This window comes from Collimonas sp. OK307, assembly GCF_900113705.1.
Classification (GTDB): domain Bacteria; phylum Pseudomonadota; class Gammaproteobacteria; order Burkholderiales; family Burkholderiaceae_D; genus Collimonas.
In genome coordinates, this window is record NZ_FOQI01000002.1 from 105,171 (window position 1) to 128,188 (window position 23,018).

22 protein-coding genes are annotated in these 23,018 nt (G+C 57.0%); 10 read left to right on the forward strand and 12 right to left on the reverse strand.

The window, feature by feature from the left end:
- The first annotated feature begins 95 nt into the window (after nt 1-95).
- Nucleotides 96-2,171: an NADPH-dependent 2,4-dienoyl-CoA reductase gene (locus BM205_RS04135; RefSeq protein ID WP_092412874.1), complete on the forward strand. Its 2,076-nt coding sequence runs from the start codon at nt 96-98 to the stop codon at nt 2,169-2,171.
- 23 nt (nt 2,172-2,194) lie between these two features.
- On the opposite strand, the gene BM205_RS04140 is transcribed toward BM205_RS04135, so the two are convergent.
- The 7 genes from BM205_RS04140 to BM205_RS04170 form a co-directional block, all read right to left on the reverse strand.
- Nucleotides 2,195-3,430, reverse strand: coding sequence for a hypothetical protein (locus tag BM205_RS04140; RefSeq protein ID WP_092412876.1), 1,236 nt, complete (start codon nt 3,428-3,430; stop codon nt 2,195-2,197).
- A gap of 37 nt (nt 3,431-3,467) precedes the next feature.
- Nucleotides 3,468-4,178, reverse strand: a complete 711-nt coding sequence (locus BM205_RS04145) for a hypothetical protein (protein ID WP_092412878.1) — start codon at nt 4,176-4,178, stop codon at nt 3,468-3,470.
- Nucleotides 4,179-4,212: 34 nt separating this feature from the next.
- Nucleotides 4,213-4,755, reverse strand: a complete 543-nt coding sequence (locus tag BM205_RS04150) for a hypothetical protein (protein ID WP_092412880.1) — start codon at nt 4,753-4,755, stop codon at nt 4,213-4,215.
- A complete protein-coding gene (locus BM205_RS04155) occupies nt 4,752-5,030 on the reverse strand; it encodes a DnaJ domain-containing protein (RefSeq protein WP_092412882.1) in 279 nt (92 codons plus the stop codon). The genes BM205_RS04150 and BM205_RS04155 overlap by 4 nt, the downstream gene beginning before the upstream one ends.
- Nucleotides 5,031-5,251: 221 nt before the next feature.
- Nucleotides 5,252-5,875, reverse strand: a complete 624-nt coding sequence (locus BM205_RS04160) for a tRNA-uridine aminocarboxypropyltransferase (protein WP_092412884.1) — start codon at nt 5,873-5,875, stop codon at nt 5,252-5,254.
- Between the two features lie 171 nt (nt 5,876-6,046).
- On the reverse strand, nt 6,047-7,261 hold the full coding sequence (locus BM205_RS04165) for an MFS transporter (RefSeq protein ID WP_092412886.1): 1,215 nt from the start codon (nt 7,259-7,261) through the stop codon (nt 6,047-6,049).
- A 110-nt stretch (nt 7,262-7,371) separates the two neighbouring features.
- Nucleotides 7,372-8,265 (reverse strand): LysR family transcriptional regulator, encoded by an 894-nt coding sequence (locus BM205_RS04170; RefSeq protein ID WP_092412888.1) that lies wholly within the window; start codon nt 8,263-8,265, stop codon nt 7,372-7,374.
- Between the two features lie 105 nt (nt 8,266-8,370).
- Between BM205_RS04170 and BM205_RS04175 the strand changes: the two genes are divergently transcribed.
- A complete protein-coding gene (locus BM205_RS04175; RefSeq protein WP_092412890.1) occupies nt 8,371-9,357 on the forward strand; it encodes an alpha/beta hydrolase family protein in 987 nt (328 codons plus the stop codon).
- A gap of 5 nt (nt 9,358-9,362) precedes the next feature.
- Here BM205_RS04175 and BM205_RS04180 read toward each other — a convergent pair whose 3' ends face one another.
- Nucleotides 9,363-10,343: a LysR substrate-binding domain-containing protein gene (locus BM205_RS04180; RefSeq protein ID WP_254783739.1), complete on the reverse strand. Its 981-nt coding sequence runs from the start codon at nt 10,341-10,343 to the stop codon at nt 9,363-9,365.
- Between the two features lie 126 nt (nt 10,344-10,469).
- Here BM205_RS04180 and BM205_RS04185 point away from each other — a divergent pair, with 126 nt between their 5' ends.
- Complete coding sequence (locus tag BM205_RS04185) at nt 10,470-10,724, forward strand: hypothetical protein (protein ID WP_092412892.1); 255 nt, start codon at nt 10,470-10,472, stop codon at nt 10,722-10,724.
- Nucleotides 10,725-10,776: 52 nt separating this feature from the next.
- Here BM205_RS04185 and BM205_RS04190 read toward each other — a convergent pair whose 3' ends face one another.
- Nucleotides 10,777-11,724 carry a 1-aminocyclopropane-1-carboxylate deaminase/D-cysteine desulfhydrase gene (locus BM205_RS04190; protein WP_092412894.1) on the reverse strand — a complete coding sequence of 316 codons (948 nt, stop codon included), beginning with the start codon at nt 11,722-11,724 and terminating at the stop codon, nt 10,777-10,779.
- Nucleotides 11,669-12,676, reverse strand: coding sequence for an LLM class flavin-dependent oxidoreductase (locus BM205_RS04195; protein WP_092412895.1), 1,008 nt, complete (start codon nt 12,674-12,676; stop codon nt 11,669-11,671). Before BM205_RS04195 ends, BM205_RS04190 begins: the two co-directional genes overlap by 56 nt.
- A gap of 248 nt (nt 12,677-12,924) precedes the next feature.
- Between BM205_RS04195 and BM205_RS04200 the strand changes: the two genes are divergently transcribed.
- Both BM205_RS04200 and BM205_RS04205 read left to right on the forward strand, forming a co-directional pair.
- Nucleotides 12,925-13,404 carry an HAD domain-containing protein gene (locus BM205_RS04200; protein WP_092412896.1) on the forward strand — a complete coding sequence of 160 codons (480 nt, stop codon included), beginning with the start codon at nt 12,925-12,927 and terminating at the stop codon, nt 13,402-13,404.
- A gap of 40 nt (nt 13,405-13,444) precedes the next feature.
- Complete coding sequence (locus BM205_RS04205) at nt 13,445-14,314, forward strand: cysteine hydrolase family protein (protein WP_092412897.1); 870 nt, start codon at nt 13,445-13,447, stop codon at nt 14,312-14,314.
- 335 nt (nt 14,315-14,649) lie between these two features.
- On the opposite strand, the gene BM205_RS04210 is transcribed toward BM205_RS04205, so the two are convergent.
- The gene (locus tag BM205_RS04210; RefSeq protein WP_092412899.1) at nt 14,650-15,066 is read right to left on the reverse strand and encodes an ester cyclase; all 417 of its coding nucleotides are present in this window, start codon (nt 15,064-15,066) and stop codon (nt 14,650-14,652) included.
- A 141-nt stretch (nt 15,067-15,207) separates the two neighbouring features.
- On the opposite strand from BM205_RS04210, the gene BM205_RS04215 reads away from it, so the two are divergent.
- Both BM205_RS04215 and BM205_RS04220 read left to right on the forward strand, forming a co-directional pair.
- Entirely contained in the window at nt 15,208-16,047 is an 840-nt protein-coding gene (locus BM205_RS04215) for an AraC family transcriptional regulator (protein ID WP_092412901.1), read from the forward strand.
- Between the two features lie 57 nt (nt 16,048-16,104).
- Nucleotides 16,105-16,467: a VOC family protein gene (locus BM205_RS04220; RefSeq protein ID WP_092412903.1), complete on the forward strand. Its 363-nt coding sequence runs from the start codon at nt 16,105-16,107 to the stop codon at nt 16,465-16,467.
- A 529-nt stretch (nt 16,468-16,996) separates the two neighbouring features.
- Here BM205_RS04220 and BM205_RS04225 read toward each other — a convergent pair.
- Complete coding sequence (locus BM205_RS04225) at nt 16,997-18,586, reverse strand: PucR family transcriptional regulator (protein ID WP_092412905.1); 1,590 nt, start codon at nt 18,584-18,586, stop codon at nt 16,997-16,999.
- A 125-nt stretch (nt 18,587-18,711) separates the two neighbouring features.
- On the opposite strand from BM205_RS04225, the gene gabT reads away from it, so the two are divergent.
- The 3 genes from gabT to BM205_RS04240 all read left to right on the forward strand — a co-directional run bounded on the left by gabT (nt 18,712) and on the right by BM205_RS04240 (nt 23,013).
- A complete protein-coding gene (gene gabT / locus BM205_RS04230; protein ID WP_092412907.1) occupies nt 18,712-20,007 on the forward strand; it encodes a 4-aminobutyrate--2-oxoglutarate transaminase in 1,296 nt (431 codons plus the stop codon).
- A 14-nt stretch (nt 20,008-20,021) separates the two neighbouring features.
- On the forward strand, nt 20,022-21,473 hold the full coding sequence (locus BM205_RS04235) for an FAD-binding oxidoreductase (RefSeq protein WP_092412909.1): 1,452 nt from the start codon (nt 20,022-20,024) through the stop codon (nt 21,471-21,473).
- Nucleotides 21,474-21,618: 145 nt separating this feature from the next.
- Nucleotides 21,619-23,013, forward strand: a complete 1,395-nt coding sequence (locus BM205_RS04240) for an aminotransferase class III-fold pyridoxal phosphate-dependent enzyme (protein WP_092412911.1) — start codon at nt 21,619-21,621, stop codon at nt 23,011-23,013.
- Nucleotides 23,014-23,018 lie beyond the last annotated feature (5 nt).

Consider the following 23,018-nt stretch of genomic DNA (forward strand, 5'->3'; position numbering starts at 1 on the left):
CAAAACACGACTGTTTCAACGATCTGGCGTCGCTTTTCAGGTAAATTCCGGCCTGTATCCGATTTTTGCGGTACTACGGCCACTTGGAAAAAAACATGTCCCATCCTGTCTACCCACATCTGCTCGCGCCACTCGACCTCGGTTTCACCACACTGAAAAATCGCGTGGTGATGGGCTCCATGCATACCGGCCTGGAAGATCGCTTCTTTCACTATGCCAAGCTGGCGGAGTATTTCCGGGCGCGCGCCAAGGGCGGTGTCGGGCTGATCGTGACGGGTGGTATTTCGCCGGGCAGGCAAGGTTGGCTGCTGCCGTTCGGCGGCACCATGAACAGCATCGGCGATATTCATAACCACAAGCGTTTGACCAGCGCCGTGCATGAAGAGGACGGCAAGATCGTGATGCAGATCCTGCATGCGGGACGCTACGGCTACCAGCCGTTCGTGGTGTCAGCCTCAGCCATCAAGTCGCCGATTTCTCCATTCAAGCCGCGCGCGCTGACCGAACGCGGCATCCAGTCCACCATCGCGGCCTATGTGCGCAGCGCTACGCTGGCGCAGCGCGCCAACTACGACGGCGTCGAAATCATGGGCAGCGAAGGTTATCTGCTCAACCAGTTCCTGTCACCGCGCACCAATCGTCGGCAAGACCGTTGGGGCGGCAGCATTGAAAACCGGATGCGGCTGGCGGTGGAAATCGTGCAGCGCATGCGCGCCGCAGTCGGCGAGCGTTTTATCATCATGTACCGCCTGTCATTGCTGGACCTGGTAGAAGGCGGCAATACCGGCGCCGAGATAATCGCCGTGGCCCAGGCGCTGGAACAGGCGGGCGTGACCTTGATCAATACCGGCGTCGGCTGGCATGAAGCGCGGATACCGACCATCGTTACCTCGGTGCCGCGCGGCGCGTTTCGTGAAGCGACGGCCAGGCTCAAGCGCGCCGTCAAGATCCCGGTGATTGCCTCGAATCGCATCAATACGCCGGAAGTGGCGGAACAGATCCTGGCCGAGGGTGACGCCGACATGGTGTCGATGGCGCGGCCATTCCTCGCGGATCCCGAATTCGTACTCAAGGCGCAGGAGAATCGCGCCGATGAAATCAATACCTGCATCGCCTGCAACCAGGCTTGTCTTGATCATACTTTCAAGAACCAGCGCGCCAGCTGCCTGGTTAATCCGCAAGCTTGCCATGAAACCGAACTGATCTATCGCCGCACAGTGAAGGCGCGGCGGGTAGCGGTGATCGGCGCCGGTCCGGCCGGCTTGTCGGCCGCAACCGTGGCTGCCGAACGCGGCCATCAGGTGACGCTGTTCGAGGCTGCCGCGCAGATCGGCGGCCAGTTCAATATCGCCATGCAGATTCCCGGCAAGGAAGAGTTCAGCGAAACCATCCGCTACTTCCAGCATCGGATTAAACGCACCGGTGTCGAATTGCAGCTGAATCAACGCGTTGACCGGGCGCGGCTGGAGGCGCTGGGTTTCGACGACGTGATTGTGGCGACTGGCGTGACGCCGCGTAATTTGCGTATTCCCGGCATCGAGCATCCGATGGTGCTGTCTTATCTGGATGTGTTGCAACGCAAGGCGCCGGTTGGCAAGCGTGTGGCAGTGGTCGGGGCCGGCGGCATCGGTTTCGACCTGTGCGAATTCCTGCTGCACGACGCGCATGTGCCTTTGCCGGTGCCGATTGCGCACTGGATGGATGAATGGGGTGTCGATCCGCTGGCCACGCAGGCAGGCGGTTTGAAGCCGGCGGTGGCGACAGCGCCAGTGCGGGAAATTCACCTGCTGCAGCGTAAGTCAAGCAAGGTTGGCGCCGGGCTTGGGAAAACCTCAGGCTGGGTTCACCGCAGCGTGATGCAGCGTAGCGGTGTGCAGATGCTGGCTGGTGTCGATTATCAACGGATCGATGATCAGGGCTTGCATATCAGCGTGGGTGGCGCCAGCCGCGTGCTGGAGGTGGATAACGTGGTGATCTGCGCCGGACAAGAGTCCCTGCACGAATTGATTCCGGCCGCTGCCATTGCGCCGGGTAAGCCGGGCCAGCCAGTCAAAACCAAATCGCAACAAGCCGGTTTGCGTTATCACCTGATCGGCGGGGCTTCGTTTGCCAGTGAACTGGATGCCAAGCGGGCGATACGCGAAGGTGCGGAACTGGCCGCGAGTTTGTGAGATTGCTGCGGTAAGACAGTCGGCTAGTCTTGTACCTTGCCGGCTGCTTTTACCTTGATATTGCAATTCTCTTTCAAAAACTTCAGGGCGCGCGTGTATTTGAGATCCTCATCGTCGGTCAGATACTCCTGCGCTTCGGGCAAGAATTCGTCTTCCCACAACGACAACAGATTGTCCTTGATCTCGAACGGCGCCGCGCTGTTGATGAAAGCCGCAACCGCAGCGCTATCGAAACCATGCTGGCGGACTTGCCGGATCATGGCGCGCGCCTCGGTTTCCGATACGGTCGTCTTGGGTTTCGCAGCGGCCGCGATGCACATGAAAATCGTCAGGCGCGAGTAGGGATCTTCCTTGCCCTTGGTAACCTTGTGCCATTCCTTCGACACCAGGGCATCAAAGCCGTCCACATCTTCCAGGCTGCTTTCCTGCACGAAGTAACGCAGTTCGACCAGGTTGAGCAAGCTGTCGAGCGTCACCGCAGGATCGGTCAGCGCGTCGCGCTTCTCGATCTCACGCCGGATTTTTTCAGCAACACCGCGATATTCCAGCGGCACGTCGTCCAGCAATTTTTTGGGAATCTTCAGTTTCCCGGCAGCGGTACTGTTAGCCGCATTGCCGCGTATCGTCGCCAGCAATTTGGCGAAACCAAGCCGGTTAGGGAATTCTCCGCCACCAGCGAGACGCACCAGCAGCGCCGTACGGATGACCGTTTCAGCTCCGGTGAAATCGAGCGCCGAATGCTCCAGGCCCATATCGTCGGCAAACCAGAGCGCCGCCTCAACGACGGCCGCGCACTCCTCGCGCGCCTTACGCTCTTTGCGATAAGCGTTCAGTGAAAACGGCTTGTTCAGCGTGCGTTCGTCCTGGAACTCCTTAAGCCCCTGGCCTTTGGTATCGCCGAAAACCGTTGAGTCAGGTAATGCATGCAGCGCCTTGAGCATTTCATTGCCGCCGCGCGAATGCGACAGGAAAGTATTGTCGCGCAGAGATTCCGCCGATTTTTGCAAGTCGCCGTTGTACGTCTGTTCCAGATACAAGCTGATCAGGTTGACGATGCGCTGCCGCGCGTTTTCAAGATCGGTATGGAGATGGCTGGTGCCGAAGAATGCCGCGACCTGGACCGTGCCCTTGGCCGCGTCCTCTATCATCGCGCGGCATTTTTCCTGATCCAGGATATGGCTCTTGAGGCCGAAACCAAGCACCTTTTCAAAGAAAGGGCGCTTGTCGACCAGTTCGATATTCCGGTGTTTGTCGGACATGGGATGCGTGGATTTCTGGAACGGTTATCTTGAGCAATTAAAGCGCGGATTCTTCGCCAGGATCGACGACGGGTGCAGTTTGTACGGCAGCTGCCGGGCGAGCTGTCGGACGATCCAGCTGCTCGAGGTTTTTCTGCTCCTGCAATTCCAGCTCCGCTTCGCGCCGCAGGCGTTCCTTCAGCCGTTTTTTTAATACCGGCCAGATCTGTTCGAACATATCGGCGTGCTCGTGCTTGAGCAGCCAGGTCAGTTCTTTCCAGTCGCGATCGCTTACTTCTGATTTGTCGACTGCATCGCCCTCTTCGGTGCGATTGACGTTGAACGTATCGTAGGTGACGAAATGCACCACCTCTTCGTCGCGGTCCGACAGGTAATCGATCAGCGCTTCGCAGCCGCCGTCGACATCGCCGATCGCTTCGAGGAATTCACCGGTGTGGCTATCGTCGCGGAACAGCACCGCATTCACCATGCCGCGCAGGCGCACATGGCTATGATCGCCATATAGTCGTTCCATGACCACCGCGCGCGCGAATTGCTCCGGCGTCACCAGCAAATTGACCACCGACTCTTTCGATGTGTCGTATTCGCGGATGACGGCCAGCAGGTCTTTCGGCGGCAGCGTGTCGAGCGCGGCGACCAAGGCGTAATCACCCTCGGTCTCAGCCAGGCTGACCAAAGCGAATTCGGCCCCGGCGATATCGCCGTTGCGGATCAGGTTTGCTGCTTTTACTACTAGCGCGTTTGTCATGGAATCACTAAATCAAAAATGTCTAAATAAAAAGTTAGCCCAAGCGTTCGAAGCCTTGCTCGGAGAGCCAGTCGGCGCCTTCTACTTCGAGATCGCGGCCGTCGTCATCGTCGTCGTTTTCAACCCCTTCCACCGCATCGTCGGACTCGCCATGGGCAGATTGGTTATAGACGCCCTGATAACTGCCGTTACTCTTTTCGTACAGATATTCGAGGCAAACCGTGGTGATCAGGAAACGCTCGCCGCCCGGTTCCTGCAACGCGATATCGGCCAACTTTTGCGCCCACGACTCAAACTGCACTGCATCGGCGACATCGGTCCACGACGGAAAGTCATCCGGTTCATCGCCCAGCAACATTGTCAGCGTCTGCGGATTGGTAAAGTCGACACCGCCGTGAAAAGCTACCGCCACCATTTCCGGGTCGGTTTCGATCATCGGCATCATCAATGCAAACTGCGAGCGCTTGCTTTTCAGGCGCGACGTCAAGATGTCGTTACCCTCGGAATCGCTTTGCAAGTCTTCCAGTTCGGCCTGGTAAGCCTTGGTCATGTCTTCAAAAAAAGCGGAAAGCATCATTGCATAACCTTGTTCATATAAGTGGTCCAGATTTGTCGGGCCGTCTCAAGCGGGTTTTCCAGCAAGCTGCGCCTTCGGTTTTCGTCGTATTCCTGGCGTTTCACCGCATCCGACAAAAGATCGTAGGCTTCCTGGACGTCGCGGAATCGCGCGGGCGCGTCGGGCGCGGTATTTCTGTCAGGGTGAAACTCTGAGGCTTTCTTGCGGTAGGCGTTTTTCAGCGCGCCAGCCGTTGCATCACTGTCTATGCCGAGAACGGCGTAATAATCCTTCATGCGTCCTCACACGTTGGCGTTGGCGAATTATCGCTATTTGTCAGCGATCGCCGTCTTGTTACAGATGGAATGAATACTTGCAGGGTAAGCGTTTATTGCCGAACATTGCCGAACATTGCTGAATGTTGCCAAGCAGATACAAGCGCTTAAGAAGGGTCCGAAGAGGATACACGATTGGCGGCAATAAGTCGATGGCGGGAGTCGCCGGAAAACCACGGTTTCTAGTGCTTTTCATAGGTAAGCTGCTGCCTCACAAAGCCACTAAATGCTGTCAGCAAAGGCTGATATTTCCCCTCGTTTTGCTCAAGTTGCATCAGGGCATAACAAGTTGCTTCCAGCGTGGATAACTGCCCGGGGCGGTGAGCTTTGCGAATCAGGTAGCGCGATGCCGGCGTATTGCTCAATGACAACCTAGGCAGTTGCTGCAGCAGGGGATTGAGGTAAAGCATTTTCCGGCTCTTGCGCCATGTACCGTCCAGCACGATCAAACGCACTTGTGCGGGGTCAAGCAATTGTGTCTGGTCCAACTGTGGCGGCGTCGCCAGATTCAGGCCTTTGTCTTCAGGACTGTCAGGGTAAAGCAGGATGGTGTACCTGGCTGCGGTCGGTTGGAGCAGCGCCTGCATGGCCTGCTCCGCGAAGACCTCGCCGACAAGCACTTCACTTCGCGGCAAACTCAGCTGGAGCAAACGAACGCTGCCTTTTGCATTGTCGACTTCCAAAGGGTGCTGCAAGATCAGCACTTCGACCGCGTTCTCTGTAGGCGTAACCCAATTGCAAATGCAGGTGCGCTGCGGACGCAGGCACCTGGGGCAGGTAAGGCGTTTGATAGAGGTTGGCTGCATGGGTGGCTGCATTATGCGGGAAAACAATGTCAGCACAATAAGTTACCTGAAATCAGATCCAACAGAAAATCCGGCTGCAAGTAAGCCCGGAAACAAGCGGCCAGTAAACCGGCGAGCAAAAGGCCGCCGACGCAAACAGCGAACAATCTTCTCAAGCGCATGGACGACCGATCAGACATGCGCCGGCCTGGCCTGAACCGCGCGATCGTCAATCGGCAAACTGATGATCGCGGCGACTGCGCTGAGGCCGATCGCAATCGCCCAGACTGCCTGGTAATTGCCGGTCAGGTCAAACAAGACCCCGCCCAGCCACACCCCCAGGAAACTGCCGAGTTGATGGCTCAGGAAGACAAATCCGTACAGCATGGAGATATGTTGATAGCCGAATATCTGGCCGACCACGCCGTTCGACAACGGTACCGTACCCAGCCATATCAACCCCATTACCGCCGCAAATACATAGGTCGTCAGCGGCGTCACCGGCACCAGGACAAAAACCGCCAGGGCGATGCCGCGTAGGCCGTAGATCGCCGCCAGCAGATATTTCTTGCTGAATTTCTCACCGAAATAACCGCATAGATAGGTCCCCAGGATATTCGCCAACGCCACAATTGCCAGCGCCGTCACGCCGACAGTCGGGCTCAGCCCCTGATCCGCCAGATAGGCCGGCAAGTGGGTGGCGATGAACGCCAATTGAAAGCCGCAGGCGAAGAAACCCAGCGTCAACAGTAGAAATCCCTGATGCCGGAATGCCTGCCTGAGCGCCTGCACCATGCTTTGCCCCGCAGCCTCAGGCGGCCTGCCCGCAGGCGCCGAAGTTCCGAACGCCAGCGCGACTATGAGCAAACACGCGCCACTGCCGATCAGCAAGGCATGCGCCCAGCCCAAATGACCGATCAATGCCTGGTTCGACGGCAGCATCGCAAATTGTCCCAATGAGCCGAAGGCGCCGACAACCCCCAGCGCCATGCCACGTTTTTCAGCACTGACTATCTTGCCGACCGCGCCATAGACGATGCCGAAGCCGGTGCAACTCTGGGCAATGCCAACCAGCAGTCCGGCGCTGGTGGCAAGCCCGATACCGGTGCTGGCTTGCGACATGCCATATAGGCCGAGCGCATACAGGATGCCGCCGACAACGAAAATCCGCCTGGCGCCGTAGCGATCGGCCAGCATCCCGGTGAACGGCTGGCTGATGCCCCACACCAGGTTTTGCAAAGCGATGGCAAAGGAAAAAGTGGCGCGATCCCAGCCCAGGTCCATCGTCATCGGCCGCAGGTAAAGACCGAAGCTATGGCGCTGCCCGATACAAAGAAACAGGATCATGCCGAAGCAGGTCAGCATTACCCAGTTGGTACGCGAATTGGTGCGCGCTTTGTAAAGCATGTGATGACTCTCCATTGGATGCCGCTATCGAAAGCATAATTGTAAGCGCGGCAAAGAGGCTAGAGAAGATGGCCAGTGAACGCATCAGTGTTGAACCGATTTCAACAATATCAACTGCGCCGGCTCAGGAAATCGATCAGTCGCTTGACCCGCAACGGCAGCATGCGCCCCGGCAGATGCAACGCATAGGCCTGGTCGCCAAATCCCGCGTTGACTTGCCAGTCCGGCAGCAAGCGCAGCAAACGTCCCGCCTGCACTTCCTGCTTTGCATAATAGTCGGGCAATACCGCCATGCCCAACGAGCGCGCTACCGCATCCCGGACCATTTCAAGTTCGTTAGACACCAGCACCGGCGGACGCGTCGCAACCAGCTTTTCCGTACCGCGCGTCAGCGTTATTTCATGCAGCTGGCTGGCGCGGGAAAAGCCTGCAATCGGTATCGTCGACAAATCGAGCGCGGCCAGGTCGTCGGCAAACCTTGAAGCCAGCGCCGGACTGGCGCATAGCCACCAGGAGACGTCGAACAGTTTTTTGGCGACTACATTTTCGGGCGGTTGAGAGGTCACACGGATCGCAAGGTCGAAAGGATCCTTGGTAATGTCGACGCCGAATTCACTCAAACGCACATCGATGTTGACCAGGGGATTGGCCTGCATGTATGCCATCAGCAGTGGCCGCAGCCAAACCGAACCGAGGCCGGACGGCGCGGAAATACGCACCAGCCCGGCGGTATCCTGGTTGAGGCCGTTGGCCAGCAGGTTGGCCTCGCTCAAGGTATCGGCGATCCGGCTGGCGTAGGCGGCCAGCCGGTAACCGGCATCGGTCAGGCCGACGCTGCGGGTGGTGCGGATCAACAGCTGGCAACCGAGCCTGGCTTCAATCGCCTTGATCCGGTGGCTGAGCGCAGAGCGCGACAGGCCCAGCGCTTCGGCCGCCTTGGTCAGGCTGCCGCTACTGGCGACGTGATAAAAAATGATCAGCGAATTGGCATCGAGATTATTCATATTGGTGAGCTGCACTCAACAAAGATATGCCGGCAGCATACCTTATGCGCACGCCTTTTGCTCTCTACAATCGAGGCTATACAGACCAGCAGGCTTACTGAAAAAATGTCCCCTGAATTGCAAACCGAAGCGCCGATCGAGTCGCCGATCCAGATCCCGGCCACGGACGGCTACCCCTTAGGCGCCTGCTTGTACTATTCCGACGCGTTGCACCTGCCGCAAACGGTGGCGATCATCAATTGCGCCACCGGCGTCAAGGCAGCTTATTACGCACGTTACGCAAAATTCCTGGCTGCCCATGGCTACCTTGCCATCACTTACGACTATCGCGGCATCGGGGCCTCTCGACCGGCGTCGCTACGTCGCTTAAAGGCGACAAAATTCGACTGGGGCAGCAAGGATTTCGAAGGCATCATGTCATGGGTTATCAAGAATATTCCGGATGCAAAAATCGTCGTGGTCGGCCACAGCATTGGCGGCGTATTACCTGGCTTCAGCGCCTCGAACGGGCGCATAGACCGCTTGCTGACAGTGGGCGCGCAATTCGCATATTGGCAGGATTATGCAGAACATGCGCGCTACCGGATGCTGCTGAAATGGCATGTGCTGATGCCTTTGGCGACAACGCTGGCGGGCTTTTTTCCGGGGCGCCTGCTGGGCTGGCTGGAAGATCTGCCGGCCGGTGTGGCCTATGAATGGGCGTTCCGGGGAGCGACACTGAGTCAGCGGCACAGCTCCAGTATCTTTAGCAAACCGGTAAAACACCAGGAACGCTGCGCCAACACGCACTATTTCGCACAACTGCACTGCCCGTTACTCGCGTACAGCATCAGCGACGACAACTTCGGTACGCCGGCCGCGGTGATGCGGCTGTTACGCTATTACCGTGGCAGCGACAGGACCCATGTGATGGTGACGCCCGGTGAATTCGCGCTATCCGAGATTGGTCATTTCGCTTTTTTCCATGACCGCTTTGGCCAGAATTTATGGCCAGAGTCGCTGGCTTGGCTGAACACCGGCAACGTATCGCGACAGGCCGTGAATTTCCTGCCATCCGAGCCAATTTCCGAGCCGGACACTTACCGCTTTTAATGCCTCTATGGCGCTTTCTTGCGTGCAGATACCTTTTTCGGCGACGGAACGTCCACCGACGCAATGATAGCGGCGGGCGCCGCATGCTCCTGCAATGCGCGCACTTCGTCGTGCAGCCAGCTGCGCAAAGCTTGCAGCGGCGCCCAGTCGCGCAAAGCAGGCGGATAAACCAGGAAGTAAGAAGCGAAATCGGCGTCGGGCGCCAGCCGTTGTTCGGAGAGTTGCACCAGCAAACCGTCGCGCAAGGCCTCGGCCACCATGAACTCGCGCCCCATCGCTATCCCCAAGCCTTGCTCGGCAGCCTGCAGCATCAGGCCGGCGTCGTTGAAGCTGGCCACCGGATTGGTCCTTACCGTCAGGCCGGCTTCACCGAACCAGCGATCCCATAAATCGGCGTCGCCCAGCAGTGCTTCATGCACCAGGGCGGCAGCGCCGCTGCCCTGCAAGCGGCGCGCGGTGGCCGGCGATGCTACCACCACCAACGGGCTATCAAACAGACGTTCGTCGCTCAACCCGGGCCAACCGCCGCGCCCTTGCCGTAGCGCCGCGTGAAAACCGTCACGCTGCAAATCGATCAATTGCTGCGACGAATGCAACTCTATTGCTATGTCTGGATGACGTTCGCGCCAGCGCTGCATGCGCGGCAGCAGCCAGCGTTGCAAAAAGGACGGCATCACCGTCAGCCGTAACCGTTGCGCAGTACCGATCGCCGTCGCGGCGGCGGCCAGCACGCCGACATCCAGCTGCGCCAGCGCCGACTCGACACTGCAGAGCAGCGCCTGGCCCGCTTCATTCAGCACGATGCGACGACCGCGCCGCTCAAACAGGGTGAAACCAAGTTGCTGCTCCAGCACGCCGATCTGCTGGCTGACGGCGCTGTGGGTCAAATGCATTTCGACCGCTGTGGCGCGCAAATTCTGCAGGCGCGCGGCGGTACGGAAGACGGGGAGGGTATGAAGTGGAAGTCGACTCATGCTGGTAAGCATAACTTACCAATATGGTTAGAACAAGTCGTTTCCCTAAGTACGTTTGGTTGGATATTCTGACCAGTATTGAAAGTGCTTTAAAGAAAGTACTTCAAAATTTCCCGATAACCAACTTGTGAGGTTGCCATGAACTGCGTATCTACACCGAATCAAATCGCTGCAACATTGCCACGTCCGCAAAATTTCCTGGATGGCGTATTACAAGTAATCAGAAGCACTGTAGGCGGGGCGCGGCAACACCCGGTTCCTGTACAGGCCGCAGAGGTAGAGCCATGCTTTGCGCTGAATCTGCGCGAACTGAACGATCACCTGCTGCGCGACATCGGCTATATCGATTCCGTGCCGCCGCGTGAACGTACACACCAGGATACGGTTTATTGAGACTTATTGAGCACCCGTCAAAATGGCAAAAGCGACCTGCTGTATTTGTATTTCAATCAACAAAGCCGCGTGCTCCTTGCATGCCTCCGGTGTGCACAGCGAGCACCCGCTCATCTGCGCTGAAAGCATGCGCCTGCTGCAGATTCCTGAGCGCATGGAATAGCTTGCCGGTGTAAACCGGTTCTATCGGAATCTCGAATTCCTGTGAAAACTCGCGGCAGAACTGGCGCAACTCTGGCGGAGCTTTGCCGTAACCACCATGATGTGCGTCGGTGATCAGTTCGTAATTTTGGTAGGCTGGATAACCCGCCTCTTGCAACAGGCGGGCAATCTCCTGGTGCAAATAGCCGGCGTTCTTGAGGACAGCGATGCCGATCACGCGGCCGCGTCCTTGCAAACCCGCCAAGATGCCGGCCAAGGTGGCGCCGGTGCCGCATGCGACCATGATCACTTCCGGAATGAAGGGCAGTTCGTCGACCAATTCTGCGACACCGCGTAAAGCTGCCGGCGCACTGCCGCCTTCTGGCAGCCAGACATGGCTGTCGTCGGCATCGGTTATATGCCGGCGCCAGGCTTGCGGCTCGTCGCGCAGCTGACGATACTCATCGCGCGATACGAACTGGATTTGCATACCCAGATGGCGGCAATCGTCCAGCGTGGCGCTATCTTGCTCCGCCGCGCCGCGCACCAACCCTATGGTCGGCCAACCTCCCAAAGCTCCGGCGTAGGCAAGAGCATGCAGATGATTGGACCACGGGCCGCCCATCGTAACCAACGTCGGCCTCCGCTCTTGCAAGGCAAGCAACGGGTATTTCAGCTTGCGGAATTTATTCCCCGATACCTCCGCGTGCAGCAGATCGTCACGCTTTATCCAGACATCGCGCCCCAGGAAAGACGTGCTTTCCAAGCGCTGGCAGGGTGAAGTTGCGTAGGAAAACAGCACGCTAAATCGACATCTGCAGCGGCTCCACGCTGCGTGCAACGTCGGCGATGATTTCATAGGAATGCAGCCGCGCCTTGTGCTCGAACACGTCCGAAACAATCATCAATTCATCGGCGCCGGTGCGCAGCAGGAATTTTTCCAATCCTTCGCGCACGGTTTCCGGCGAGCCGATGATCGAACACGCCAGCATGTGCGAAGCCTGCGCCTTCTCCAGCGGCGACCAATAGGTTTCGATATCGTCGATAGGCGGCTTGCTCAGGCCGCGCACGCCGCGGTGCATGTCGGTGAACGACATTTGCTGGGTAGTCGCCAGACGGCGCGCCTCGGCATCGGTATCGGCGGCGATGATGTTGATACCCACCATCGCATGCGGCCTGGCCTGCTGTGCGGACGGTTTGAATTGGGCACGATACAGTTGCAACGCCATGTCCAGCGAATCCGGCGCGAAATGTGAAGCGAAGGCGTACGGCAAGCCAAGCTCGGCGGCCAGGCGCGAGCCGAAAGTACTCGACCCCAGTATCCACAGCGGCACCTGGGTGCCGTGGCCCGGCACAGCGACGATGCGCTGGTCCGGCTCGGCCGGCGCCAGGAAAGCTTGCAGTTCCAGCACGTCCTGCGGAAACGACTCGGCACTCGCCGGATCGCGCCGCAGCGCCCGGGTGGTGATCTGGTCGGTGCCGGGCGCACGCCCCAGGCCGAGATCGATACGGCCCGGAAACAGCGAGGCCAGCGTGCCGAACTGCTCGGCAATCACTAGCGGCGAGTGGTTCGGCAACATGACGCCGCCGGCGCCCACCCGTATGGTGCTGGTGCCTGCAGCGACGTGGCCTATCGCCACGGCAGTGGCGGCGCTGGCGATGCCGCGCATGTTGTGGTGTTCTGCCATCCAGAAACGGCGATAGTTCCAGCCTTCGGCGTGCAACGCCAGATCGCGCGCATGGTCGAGCGCGGTGCGCGCATCGCTACCTTGGCGGATACGGACCAGGTCCAGAATTGAAATTGGGATCACAGCGACTTCCTTGTTCAGCTTGCGGTTTTCGAGTATATCTGCAGTGGTTTAAGCCTGCTGGCGGCGGGCCATTTTGCCGATTCGCAGGCATGGCGATTCCCTTGGAGTAAACTTGGTGGTCTAATAGCGCCACTCCTGCAAATGCCTGATTGGCAAGCTTTTGCCCTGATCCGAGACCGAAATCCCGATTCAACCCTGATAATTAACGCTTAACACGCCCCTTAATTCGACACTTAGTTCGACACATTATGAAAATTCTCTATCTGGACTACAACGGCGTGCTGCACGACGACAAGGTCATCCGCAACCGCAAGCGCGGCCTCTACATCGCCACGCCGGACCGGTCGTTCTTTGAATGGATGCCGATCCTGGAAGAGCTGCTGGCACCCTACCCGGACGTCAAAATCGTCCTCTCCACCAGCTGGGTCAGGGCATTGGGATTCGACGACACCAGACAGGAACTCACCGAGAGCCTGCGCGAGCGCGTGATCGGCTCCACCTTCCATCACCCCAAACTGACGCCGGCGGAATTCGACACCATGCCGCGCGGCATGCAGATTCTGCGCGATGTCGAACGCCGCAAGCCGACCAGCTGGCTGGCGCTTGACGACGACGCCTTCGGCTGGCCGGCAGCTAGCCGCGACCATCTGCTGGAAACCAAAGGCAATCTGGGCTTGAGCGATCCGGCAACACAGGACGCACTGAAAGCCATGCTGGCAGCGCTTTAAGCAAAAAACCCGACATCGAGCAGGCCGCAAGGAGATACGGATGCGCCGCAACCTACACCTGTTGATCATCGATCCGCAAAACGATTTTTGCGATCTGCCTGCCGACTATCTTGCGGCCGATCCGGCCAGCGGCGGCAATGCAACACCCGCGCTACCGGTGCCAGGCGCCCACGGCGACATGCTGCGTGTGGCGGACCTGATCAATCGCGGCGGCGCCGGTATCAGCGAAATCAGCATCACGCTCGATTCGCACCATCGGCTCGATATCGCCCACCCTGGTTTCTGGATAAGCGCGACAGGTAGCGAGGTCACGCCGTTTACCCAGATTTCGGCAGCCGATGTACGCGCCGGCAGATATCTGCCACGCGCGCCCGCAGCCCTGCCGCGGGTGCTGCACTACCTGGATCAACTGGAAGCGGCGGGGCGTTATCAGCTGATGGCGTGGCCGGTCCATTGCGAGATCGGCTCATGGGGCCACAACGTCCACACCGACGTACGGCACGCCTACAACCGCTGGGAAGAACACACGCTGCGCAGCGTCAACAAGATCAGCAAAGGCAGCAATCCATGGACCGAGCACTATTCCGCGGTGCAGGCCGAAGTGCCCGACCCCGACGATGTGCTGACGCAAGCGAACCAGTCCTTTCTCGACAGCCTGGCCGCAGCCGACCGCATCTACATCACCGGCGAAGCCGGCAGCCATTGCGTGAAAGCCACCACGGAACACATCGCCGATTATTTCGGCCCGCAGCATGTGACGAAGCTGGTGCTGGTGACTGATTGCATGAGTCCTGTGAGCGGATTCGAGGCACAATATCGGGAATTCGTGGTGGATATGGCGGCGCGCGGCGCGCACATTGCGAATGCGGCGGATGTGTTGACAGAACTGTTGGGCGACGCGGACCGTTAATCACGGCATGACTCTCCCTCCACGCGACAAGCAGCACGAACTAACCGGGTCAGAGTGAACTTTCGGTATGTTTTACCGCCGAAACTTGACTCTCGTATCTCCGCATTGACGCCATATAGTTCCATGCCGACGATTACGGCGGGATATGTGCCAGGTTGCTCTGGGCGAGCGACATAGGCATCTATTGTCGATCCGTCTTCTGGTACCGGGATCGCGACTTGCTCTTGCAAAATTTCGCAGGACATCATTCACCCCCTTGGATAAGTGGTGGCGCTAAATTGGCATATTTCCCGATGAAAATTATATCCGTTCGTGAATGTGGTATTTGCTCTAAGTCAGGCAGCCAGAGCACCTATCTGCTGTAGCAATCCCAGGCGATCAACCTGCACCCAGGCCCGGGCAATCTTGCCGTCCCGAATTTGGAAAATCACATTTGCGGTCTGGGTCACCTGCGCATGACTTGCGGCCCTCCCTGCAAACGGCCCGCCATGGGTTCCCCGAAACGACCACCTGACCGCGACCCGGTCGCCCTCAGCAATCAAATCTTCAACCTCGAATTGCACGTCAGGAAAGCCGTAGCGTATCGTAGCTATGCCTTTGGCAAATTCAGCAGCGCCCTGCGCGCCGGGGCTGCCGACAAAATCGTCAGCGATCAGCTCCGTCAATAACGCCAGGTTGCCCCGGTTGATGCAATTTTCATACAGTCTGCGGATGAGAAGCTTGTTGTTTTCAATGACATGGGTAGTCGACATCGGTTCGCTCCAGTTACGTTATGGAATAGATAGTGATGACCGGATACCAGTGTAAAACTTCAACTTAACTTGAAGTCAAGGGGCTAAATTCAATACCGGCGACAAGTTGTCCGAATTTTTAATCGGTATAAACTGGAGCGGGTGAATACCATTATTCTTTCGCACAGCGCGTCGATCACCGTGATCGATTACCGTTGCAACGCCACTCCGGCCGACAGGCCGGTCGCCGAGTTGCATCGCAACCATTCGGTTTCGTATGTGCGGCGTGGCAGCTTTGGCTTGCGCTATCGCGGCAAGCAGCATGAGCTGGTGCCTGGATCCGTGATGATCGGGTGCGCTGGCGATGAATTCTGCTGCACGCATGAACACCATGTTTGCGGTGACGAATGCTTGTCTTTTCAATTTACGCCGCAATGTGTCGAATCGCTCGGCGCCCGGGAATCCGTATGGCGCGCAGGCGCCTTGCCGCCACTGGCGGGTCTCGGCATGCTGGGTGAACTGGGGCAAGCTGCGGCGGAAGGGCGCAGCGATGTCGGACTGGATGAAATCGGATTGCTGCTGGCAGCCCGTTTCATTGCACTTGCCTCCGGCAAGCAACCGGCGACGTTGCCAACGACAACCCAAGACCGCCGCCGCGCGGTCAATGCGGCCATGTGGATCACCGCGCATGCGCATGAGGACATCGGCCTCGACAGGATTGCTATCGAAGCCGGCATGAGTCCATTTCATTTCCTGCGGTTGTTTAGCCGCGCGTTAAACGTCACGCCGCACCAGTACCTGTTGCGTTCGCGATTACGCCATGCCGCCCGCTTGCTGGCTGATGGCCGCTCTGTCACGGATACCGCATATGACGTCGGGTTCAACGATTTGTCCAACTTTGTACGCACCTTCCACCGTGCCGCGGGCGTTTCACCAAAATATTTCCAGCGCGCCGCCCGTGGCGAGCGCAAGATTTTCCAAGAAAAATTAGATTTGATCTGAAATGATGGCTACCTGACGCATCCATATCCATGTGGATGCAATGACAAGGAGATCATCATGTTCGACCATATCGGATTGAAAGTGAAGAACCTGGATGCCAGCGTGCGTTTCTATCAGGCAGCGCTGAAAGATCTGGGGCATGTCCTGGTGTCGCAGGGTGAAGATTATGCCGGCTTTGGGCCACCAGACCAGCCTGGACTTTGGCTGTATGCATCCGCGGAAGCGCCGGCCGGCACCACGCATGTCGCCTTTAGCGCCGCCGATCACAAGCAGGTCGACGGTTTTCATGCGGCCGGCTTGAAGGCCGGGGGAAGCGACAACGGCAAGCCAGGGTTACGCACCGACTACAGTCCAACTTACTACGGCGCTTTCCTGATCGATCCGGATGGTAATAACGTTGAAGCCGTCTGTATCACCTAGCGACAACGTCAAAAACAACCTCACGCAGTTAAATGGGGTCAGAGTTTTTTTACGACAGCCTTATCGTCGTAATTTACACTTCGCGCGTGGCTCCTACCCCCTTTTAACGGATTGCGGAGTACATGCGATGACATTCAATGCACAGGTTGCGACAGGCAGTAAACGACCCTGAGCTGCCGGTCACAGCTCGCGGGTCCAACGGCAGAAATGCAGCGGTTGCGGTCATCGGTTTTCTTTGAAGCGGTTACTGATGTCGACGGTATTGGCCTTCCTTCGATGTAATTCTGAGCGGCGGCTTCACTTCACATAGCTGCCGTTTACCGATTTAAACGACAAATACCTAGGCGTTACTTTGACTGGCCAGTATCTAAACTTTGGAACGCCGGACCCGACCCGAAACTGTCAGTTAAGCCTGAGTCATTGAACGTCTGCAACGTAGGTTGCGGTCATTAGTATTCTATGTCACGGTTATTGATGTCGACGATCTTCGACTTTCTCAGATGTAGTTCTCTGAAAGAATAGAAGCGGATCACATCGTTTCTTCCATTAAGTAAAGTCGGGCGCCGACCTGCAGGCGAAAGCGCCCCTCAGCCGAATCAAGATCAAGTCCGACCAACTCCGATATGCGCCCAAGTCGGTAACGTAGCGTGCTGATATGGATACCTAGATGCTCTGCACTTCGTTGTAAATGGAACCCTTCTTCGGCAAGCATCAGTGCGGTCTCCAGCAAATGATGGCTACGTTTGCTTTTCTTCAGTGGGTCAAAAAGACGCGTAATGAAGGCTTGTTTGGCCTGAATGTCGCCACTGAGTACTCTCGGGAACAGCATCTCTTCGAAGTGGTGTACACGACCGGGGCGAAGATGATCTATCAGCTCTGCAGTTTCGCTTCCCGCCGCGCGCATACCGTCGATCCCGACCTGGATTTGGCTGACTGCCATGGCCATACGAGTTGGACTGAACTCAGTCCACCAAGTGTCCGCGTCAATTTCGTCAGGCACGAGGATGTGAATCTGATTGGCCGAGAGAGAAAGCAGCGGTCGTATGTTGCGCCTTTCCAGACTCTGCCGAACTCGCACCGCGAACTCCTCGCGCTTGACAAAACCGTCGCGCGACAGAGGATTGGGTTCATCAAGTAGGACCGTACAAAGTCGATACTGTTTCTTACTGTTCCAGCCCGACAAAAGTGCCCTTTCCAGCGCTTGCGGCTTGTCCTCGAAGTACCCCTCGATCAGAGAGGCCACCAGCGCATAGCCAAGACGTGTCTCCTGCATTGACAGCTCGCGTTGATGAGATATCTGCAGTGCAGCAACGGTGCCCGCGTGCTCGATCGCACGCAGGTCGAGCATGCTCACCGCATGAGAGCCCTCGGCGACGATTATGTAGCCTACTCGCTCGGTCCGCACACGCACAGCATAGCCTATAAGCCCGGGCTGCTCCTGACCAAGTGGTCCGGGAAGCCGGATGGGATGGGGGGCGCCATCGATCTGCGCCATACCGCCGGAATCCTTCAAAGTAAAGAAGACGTTGGTTACAAGGTACTCTTCGCGAGGTGCTCCTGCCCCCGAAGAGGGAGACTCATGGGACGCTAGGGAAATGCCATCGACGGAATGGATGTACACGCTGCGATCAAGCACTCGCCCAAGGACTTGGGCAACTTCGTTCAAGCTGTGACCTGACACCGCTGCTTCGGTGAGTTCTCTGTGAATCTGTTCGGATCGGGCGAGCGCGCGGCTTTGCTGGTCGATTAATTCTTGATGGATGGCGTGGGTGATTTCGCTGAAAGGCACCTCCCACGGGATTTCAATCAAGGGCATACCTACCCTTCGGGCAGCCTGTACGCTTGAGGCAGGAAAATGGTCTAGGAAGTGTGGAACCGCAAGCACAACCCCGCAGACACCCTTTGCGGCAAGCATCTCGACAATGACGGCGGCGGCCTTGCCGCTTTTGGGCCAGTTGTAGCCAGTACTTAAGAGTAGATGGCCTTCCTTAACCCACGACTCTAAATCCGGGTGGTCCACGATCTGAACCCAACTGATGTCCTTTGCAACGTAGTCCTCGCCCGCAACGACTTTACCTGCGAGTAATGGTGCTCTGGCAAGTGCATCTTTGAGCTGCATGGAATACCCCCTATTTTTAGTACTAAATATTGATCATCAAATTATATCTTTCATACATATTTTTGCGGGTGATTGTTGCCTAGAATTGAAATCATCAGAAAAGACTTCAACCACAGGGCATCGCAATGACCATACAAGCTAACAATGCTGCCACATGGCAACAACGCCGCCAGACCCATATCGCACGCGGTGTTCTCACAGCCCATCCGCTACTTTTGACGCGAGGCCAAGGTGCCCATGTTTGGGACCAGGACGGCCGCCAGTACATCGATTTTGTAGGAGGTATCGGCGTTCTCAACGTGGGGCACAACCACCCACGCGTCGTGGACGCGGCGGCCGAGCAACTAGATAAGCTGTCCCACACATGCTTCCAGGTGGCGGCCTATGAGCCGTATATCGCATTGGCGGAGCGTCTAAATGCGCTGGTTGGAGATGGGCAAGCATACAAGACCGCGTTTCTCACTACGGGGGCGGAAGCAACCGAGAACGCGATCAAGATAGCGCGTGCCTATACAAATCGCCCTGGCGTGATTGCGTTCCGCGGCGGTTTCCATGGACGCACTTTGTTGGGCATGAGCCTGACCGGGATGAGTCAGCCCTACAAGCAGAATTTCGGCCCCTTCGCGCCAGACGTCTACCACACCGCGTTTCCGGACGCCTACCGCGGCATTTCCACCGCACGGGCACTGGAATCGCTTCAGGAGATTTTTGCTACAGCCGTTGCCCCTGATCGCGTTGCTGCCATTTTGATCGAACCTGTTCAGGGCGATGGCGGCTTCCTTCCTGTACCGAACGATTTTCTCGTCGAGTTGCGTCGCATCGCGACCGAGCATGGCATTGTCCTGATCGCCGATGAAATCCAGACAGGCTTTGGCCGAACCGGCAAGATGTTCGGCTTCCAGCACAGCGGAATTGAGCCCGATCTAGTCACGGTGGCAAAAAGCCTTGCTGGAGGGTTGCCGCTGTCGGCCGTGGTAGGCAAAGCGCACATTATGGATGCTCCAGCCCCTGGAGGCCTTGGCGGCACTTACGCAGGGAACCCGGTAGCCTGCGCAGCAGCCCTAGCCGTCCTGGACGTGATTGAGGAAGAGCATTTGCTGGAGCGATCTATTGCCATCGGTGAACAACTCGCCAACGGATTTGGCGCGCTACAACGTAAGTACGCCGTCATCGGCGAGGTCCGTGGCCTGGGGGCCATGCGGGCCATCGAGTTCGTTAAAAATGCCGACAGCAAGGAGCATGATGCTGCCTTGGCTCAACGCGTGATTGACCATTTACGCGAACACGGCTTGCTAGCGATTAAATGTGGCGTGCATCGAAATGTTGTACGTGCTCTGGTGCCCCTGGTGGCCGATGCCGCGACAATCGAGGCTGCCGTGAAAATATTTGACGTCGCAATCGGTGAAGCAATTGCAGCCTGAATGAGAAAATCGAGATGAGTACATCGTTACACATTGACACGCTGTCTGCCATTGTCGGCCGGGTGAACTGCCTGACCGATGAGAGCGACCTAGTCTCATATACCACGGACTATCGGAAAGTCTACTCTGGCGCAGCCATGGCGGCGGTGCGACCGGGCAGCACCAAGGAAGTCAGCGAGGTGATGGCGTATTGCTATGAGCACGGCATTGCCATCGTTCCTCAAGGCGGTAACACTTCGTTGCAGGGTGGTGCGGTACCGGTCAGCAATGCTGGTCTGTGCATCGTACTGAGCCTTTCCCGGTTAAACAAAATTCGATCTATTGATCCGGTCAATGACACACTTATTCTTGAAGCAGGGGTGACACTGGCAGCTGCGAGAACTGCCGCAGAGAGTGTGCAACGACTTTTCCCGCTTCGCATTGGTTCGGAGGGGTCATGCCAGATCGGGGGTAATCTTTCCACCAATGCAGGGGGAACCGCCGTTCTTCGATATGGCAATATGCGCGACCTTGTGCTGGGGGTCGAGGTTGTCCTGCCCGATGGTGCTATCTGGAATGGTTTGAAGACTCTGCGTAAAGACAACACAGGCTATGATCTCAAGCAGTTGTTTGTGGGATCCGAAGGCACTTTGGGTGTGATTACATCAGCGGTTTTGAAGCTAGTTCCAAGACCACGCTCGACGTCTACTGCACTGGTGGCAACCAAGAGTCCTGCAACCGCATTGTCCCTGCTAGGGCGTTTAAAAACACGTTTGGGCAACGACGTGACGGCATTCGAACTTATCTCTGCACCAGCAATGAAACTGGTACAGGAATGGCTGCGCGATGAAGAGCCTTTATTTGCGTCGAAACACGACTGGATGGTTCTCATCGAAATTAGCTCACACAGCGATCAAGACGACATTAACGACGCCTTCTACGAAGTACTGACAGAATCCTACGACAAAGACCTAGTTCTGGATGCATTACTAGCGACCACGGAAGGTCAAGCTCAACGCTTGTGGCGCTTGCGTGAGGAAATTTCCGACGCTCAGACCCGCACGGGCGGAAGCATTCGTTGCGACATTTCGGTGCCACTGTCCGCCGTTCCCGAGTTTATCGAGCGAGCCAGTGCGAAGGTGCTTGATCTCGAACCTGCGACACGCATGGTAATTTATGGGCACATGGGCGACGGTAACGTTCATTTTAATCCTCTAAGACCCGATGGAGTGTCGGCAACGGAGTTCATGTCGAAATGGCACACCGAAGTCACCCTGGCAGTCGATGCAGTAGCGCTATCCCTGGAAGGTTCTATTTCAGCCGAGCATGGCGTGGGTGTCGCAAAACGGGACGAACTTTTGCATGTCAAGCAAGAACTCGAATTGCTGATTTCGTGGCGCATCAAAAACGCGCTGGATCCAAGAAATCTTCTCAATCCAGGCAAGATGTTGCCCGCCATTTCATCTTTCAGCAGGAGTCAATCGTGAGTGATGTTTGCGCCATGAAACCGGGAACGCGTCAGCTAGCTGACGTCGAGTCGCAAGTACTGATGTTGGGAGATCAAGACATCAACGGGCGCACCGTATATTTGACTGCCGAACGCAACGTTTTTTTAGGATCGAAGGTGCTTTGATGACTACTATTTCTACTCAAAATATTAATTCTTTGGATCATCAAGCCTTGCTTGACCTTGACCGGCGTCATTGGGTTCATCCGGTGGTATCGCTGCGCCAGCACGAATCCATCGGCTCAACGATTTGGAAATCAGCTGAAGGTATCCATTTGACCGATGCTCAAGGGCGACGTGTGCAGGATGGCTTTTCAGGATTATGGTGTGTAAATGCCGGATACGGACAACAATCAATTGTCCAGGCGGCCACGGAGCAATTGCAGAAATTGCCATACGCAACCGGCTACTTTCATTTCGCCAGCGAACCGGCCATACGACTTGCCGCTCGCTTGTGCGAGCTTGCTCCACGCGGTCTCACGCGCGTATTGTTCGGCCAAGGAGGCTCGGATGCGGTGGACACCGCCGTACGCATGGTGAGGTATTTTTTCAATGCGACCGGCCGGCCACAGAAGAAGCATTTTATCGCTGTAGAGCGCGGCTACCACGGCAGTTCTGCGACTTCCAGCGGACTGACAGCATTACCTGTGTTCCACAAGCACTTCGATGTGCCGACGCCCTTGCAACATCACATTCCTTCGCCTTACCCTTATCGGCATCCCGAAGGACCAGATCCAGCAGCGGTGCTTGCGAGCACGGTGCGAGCGTTGGAAGCCAAGGTGGCGGAACTCGGAGCGGATCAAGTTGCCGCCTTCATCTGTGAGCCCATCCTCGGTTCCGGAGGAGTTATTGTCCCACCGCCAGGTTATCTGCGAGCCATGCGTGATACGTGTGATCGGTTAGGTATTTTATTGATCGTCGATGAAGTCATCACAGGCTTTGGCCGCACAGGACCGATGTTTGCTTGCGTAGCTGAAGGAGTTGCGCCAGATGTACTCATTTTGGCCAAAGGGCTGACCTCGGGTTATGCGCCCATGAGTGCCACCATGATTTCCGAGGCCCTCTATCAAGGCATCGCGGATGGTGCAGGCGCTGACAGCCCTGTCGGGCACGGGCAAACCTATGCTGGGCATCCCGTAAGTGCTGCCATCGCCAACGCCGTGTTGGATCTGTACCTGGACGGTGGATTGCTTGAACAAGGGCAGCGGGTAGGTGAATATTTCATGGCCCAGTTGAAAACACTTGAGGAGCTGCCGCATGTTGGCGAAGTACGCGGGCGTGGCCTGCTCGCCGGGATCGAACTGGTGACAGACAAGGACAGCAAGGCCAAGCCGTTGCCGCAGGCTCGACTAGGGCAGCGCGTCTTAAAACATGCCTTCGAGGATGGACTTATCTTCCGCGCCTTTGCCGACGATATTCTCGGTTTTGCACCATCACTTAATTACACCGAAGCGGATGTGGATGTCCTCGTCGGCAAACTTCGTCGCGCAATTCAACGCGCTTGTTCTGAAACATTTTAACCAGG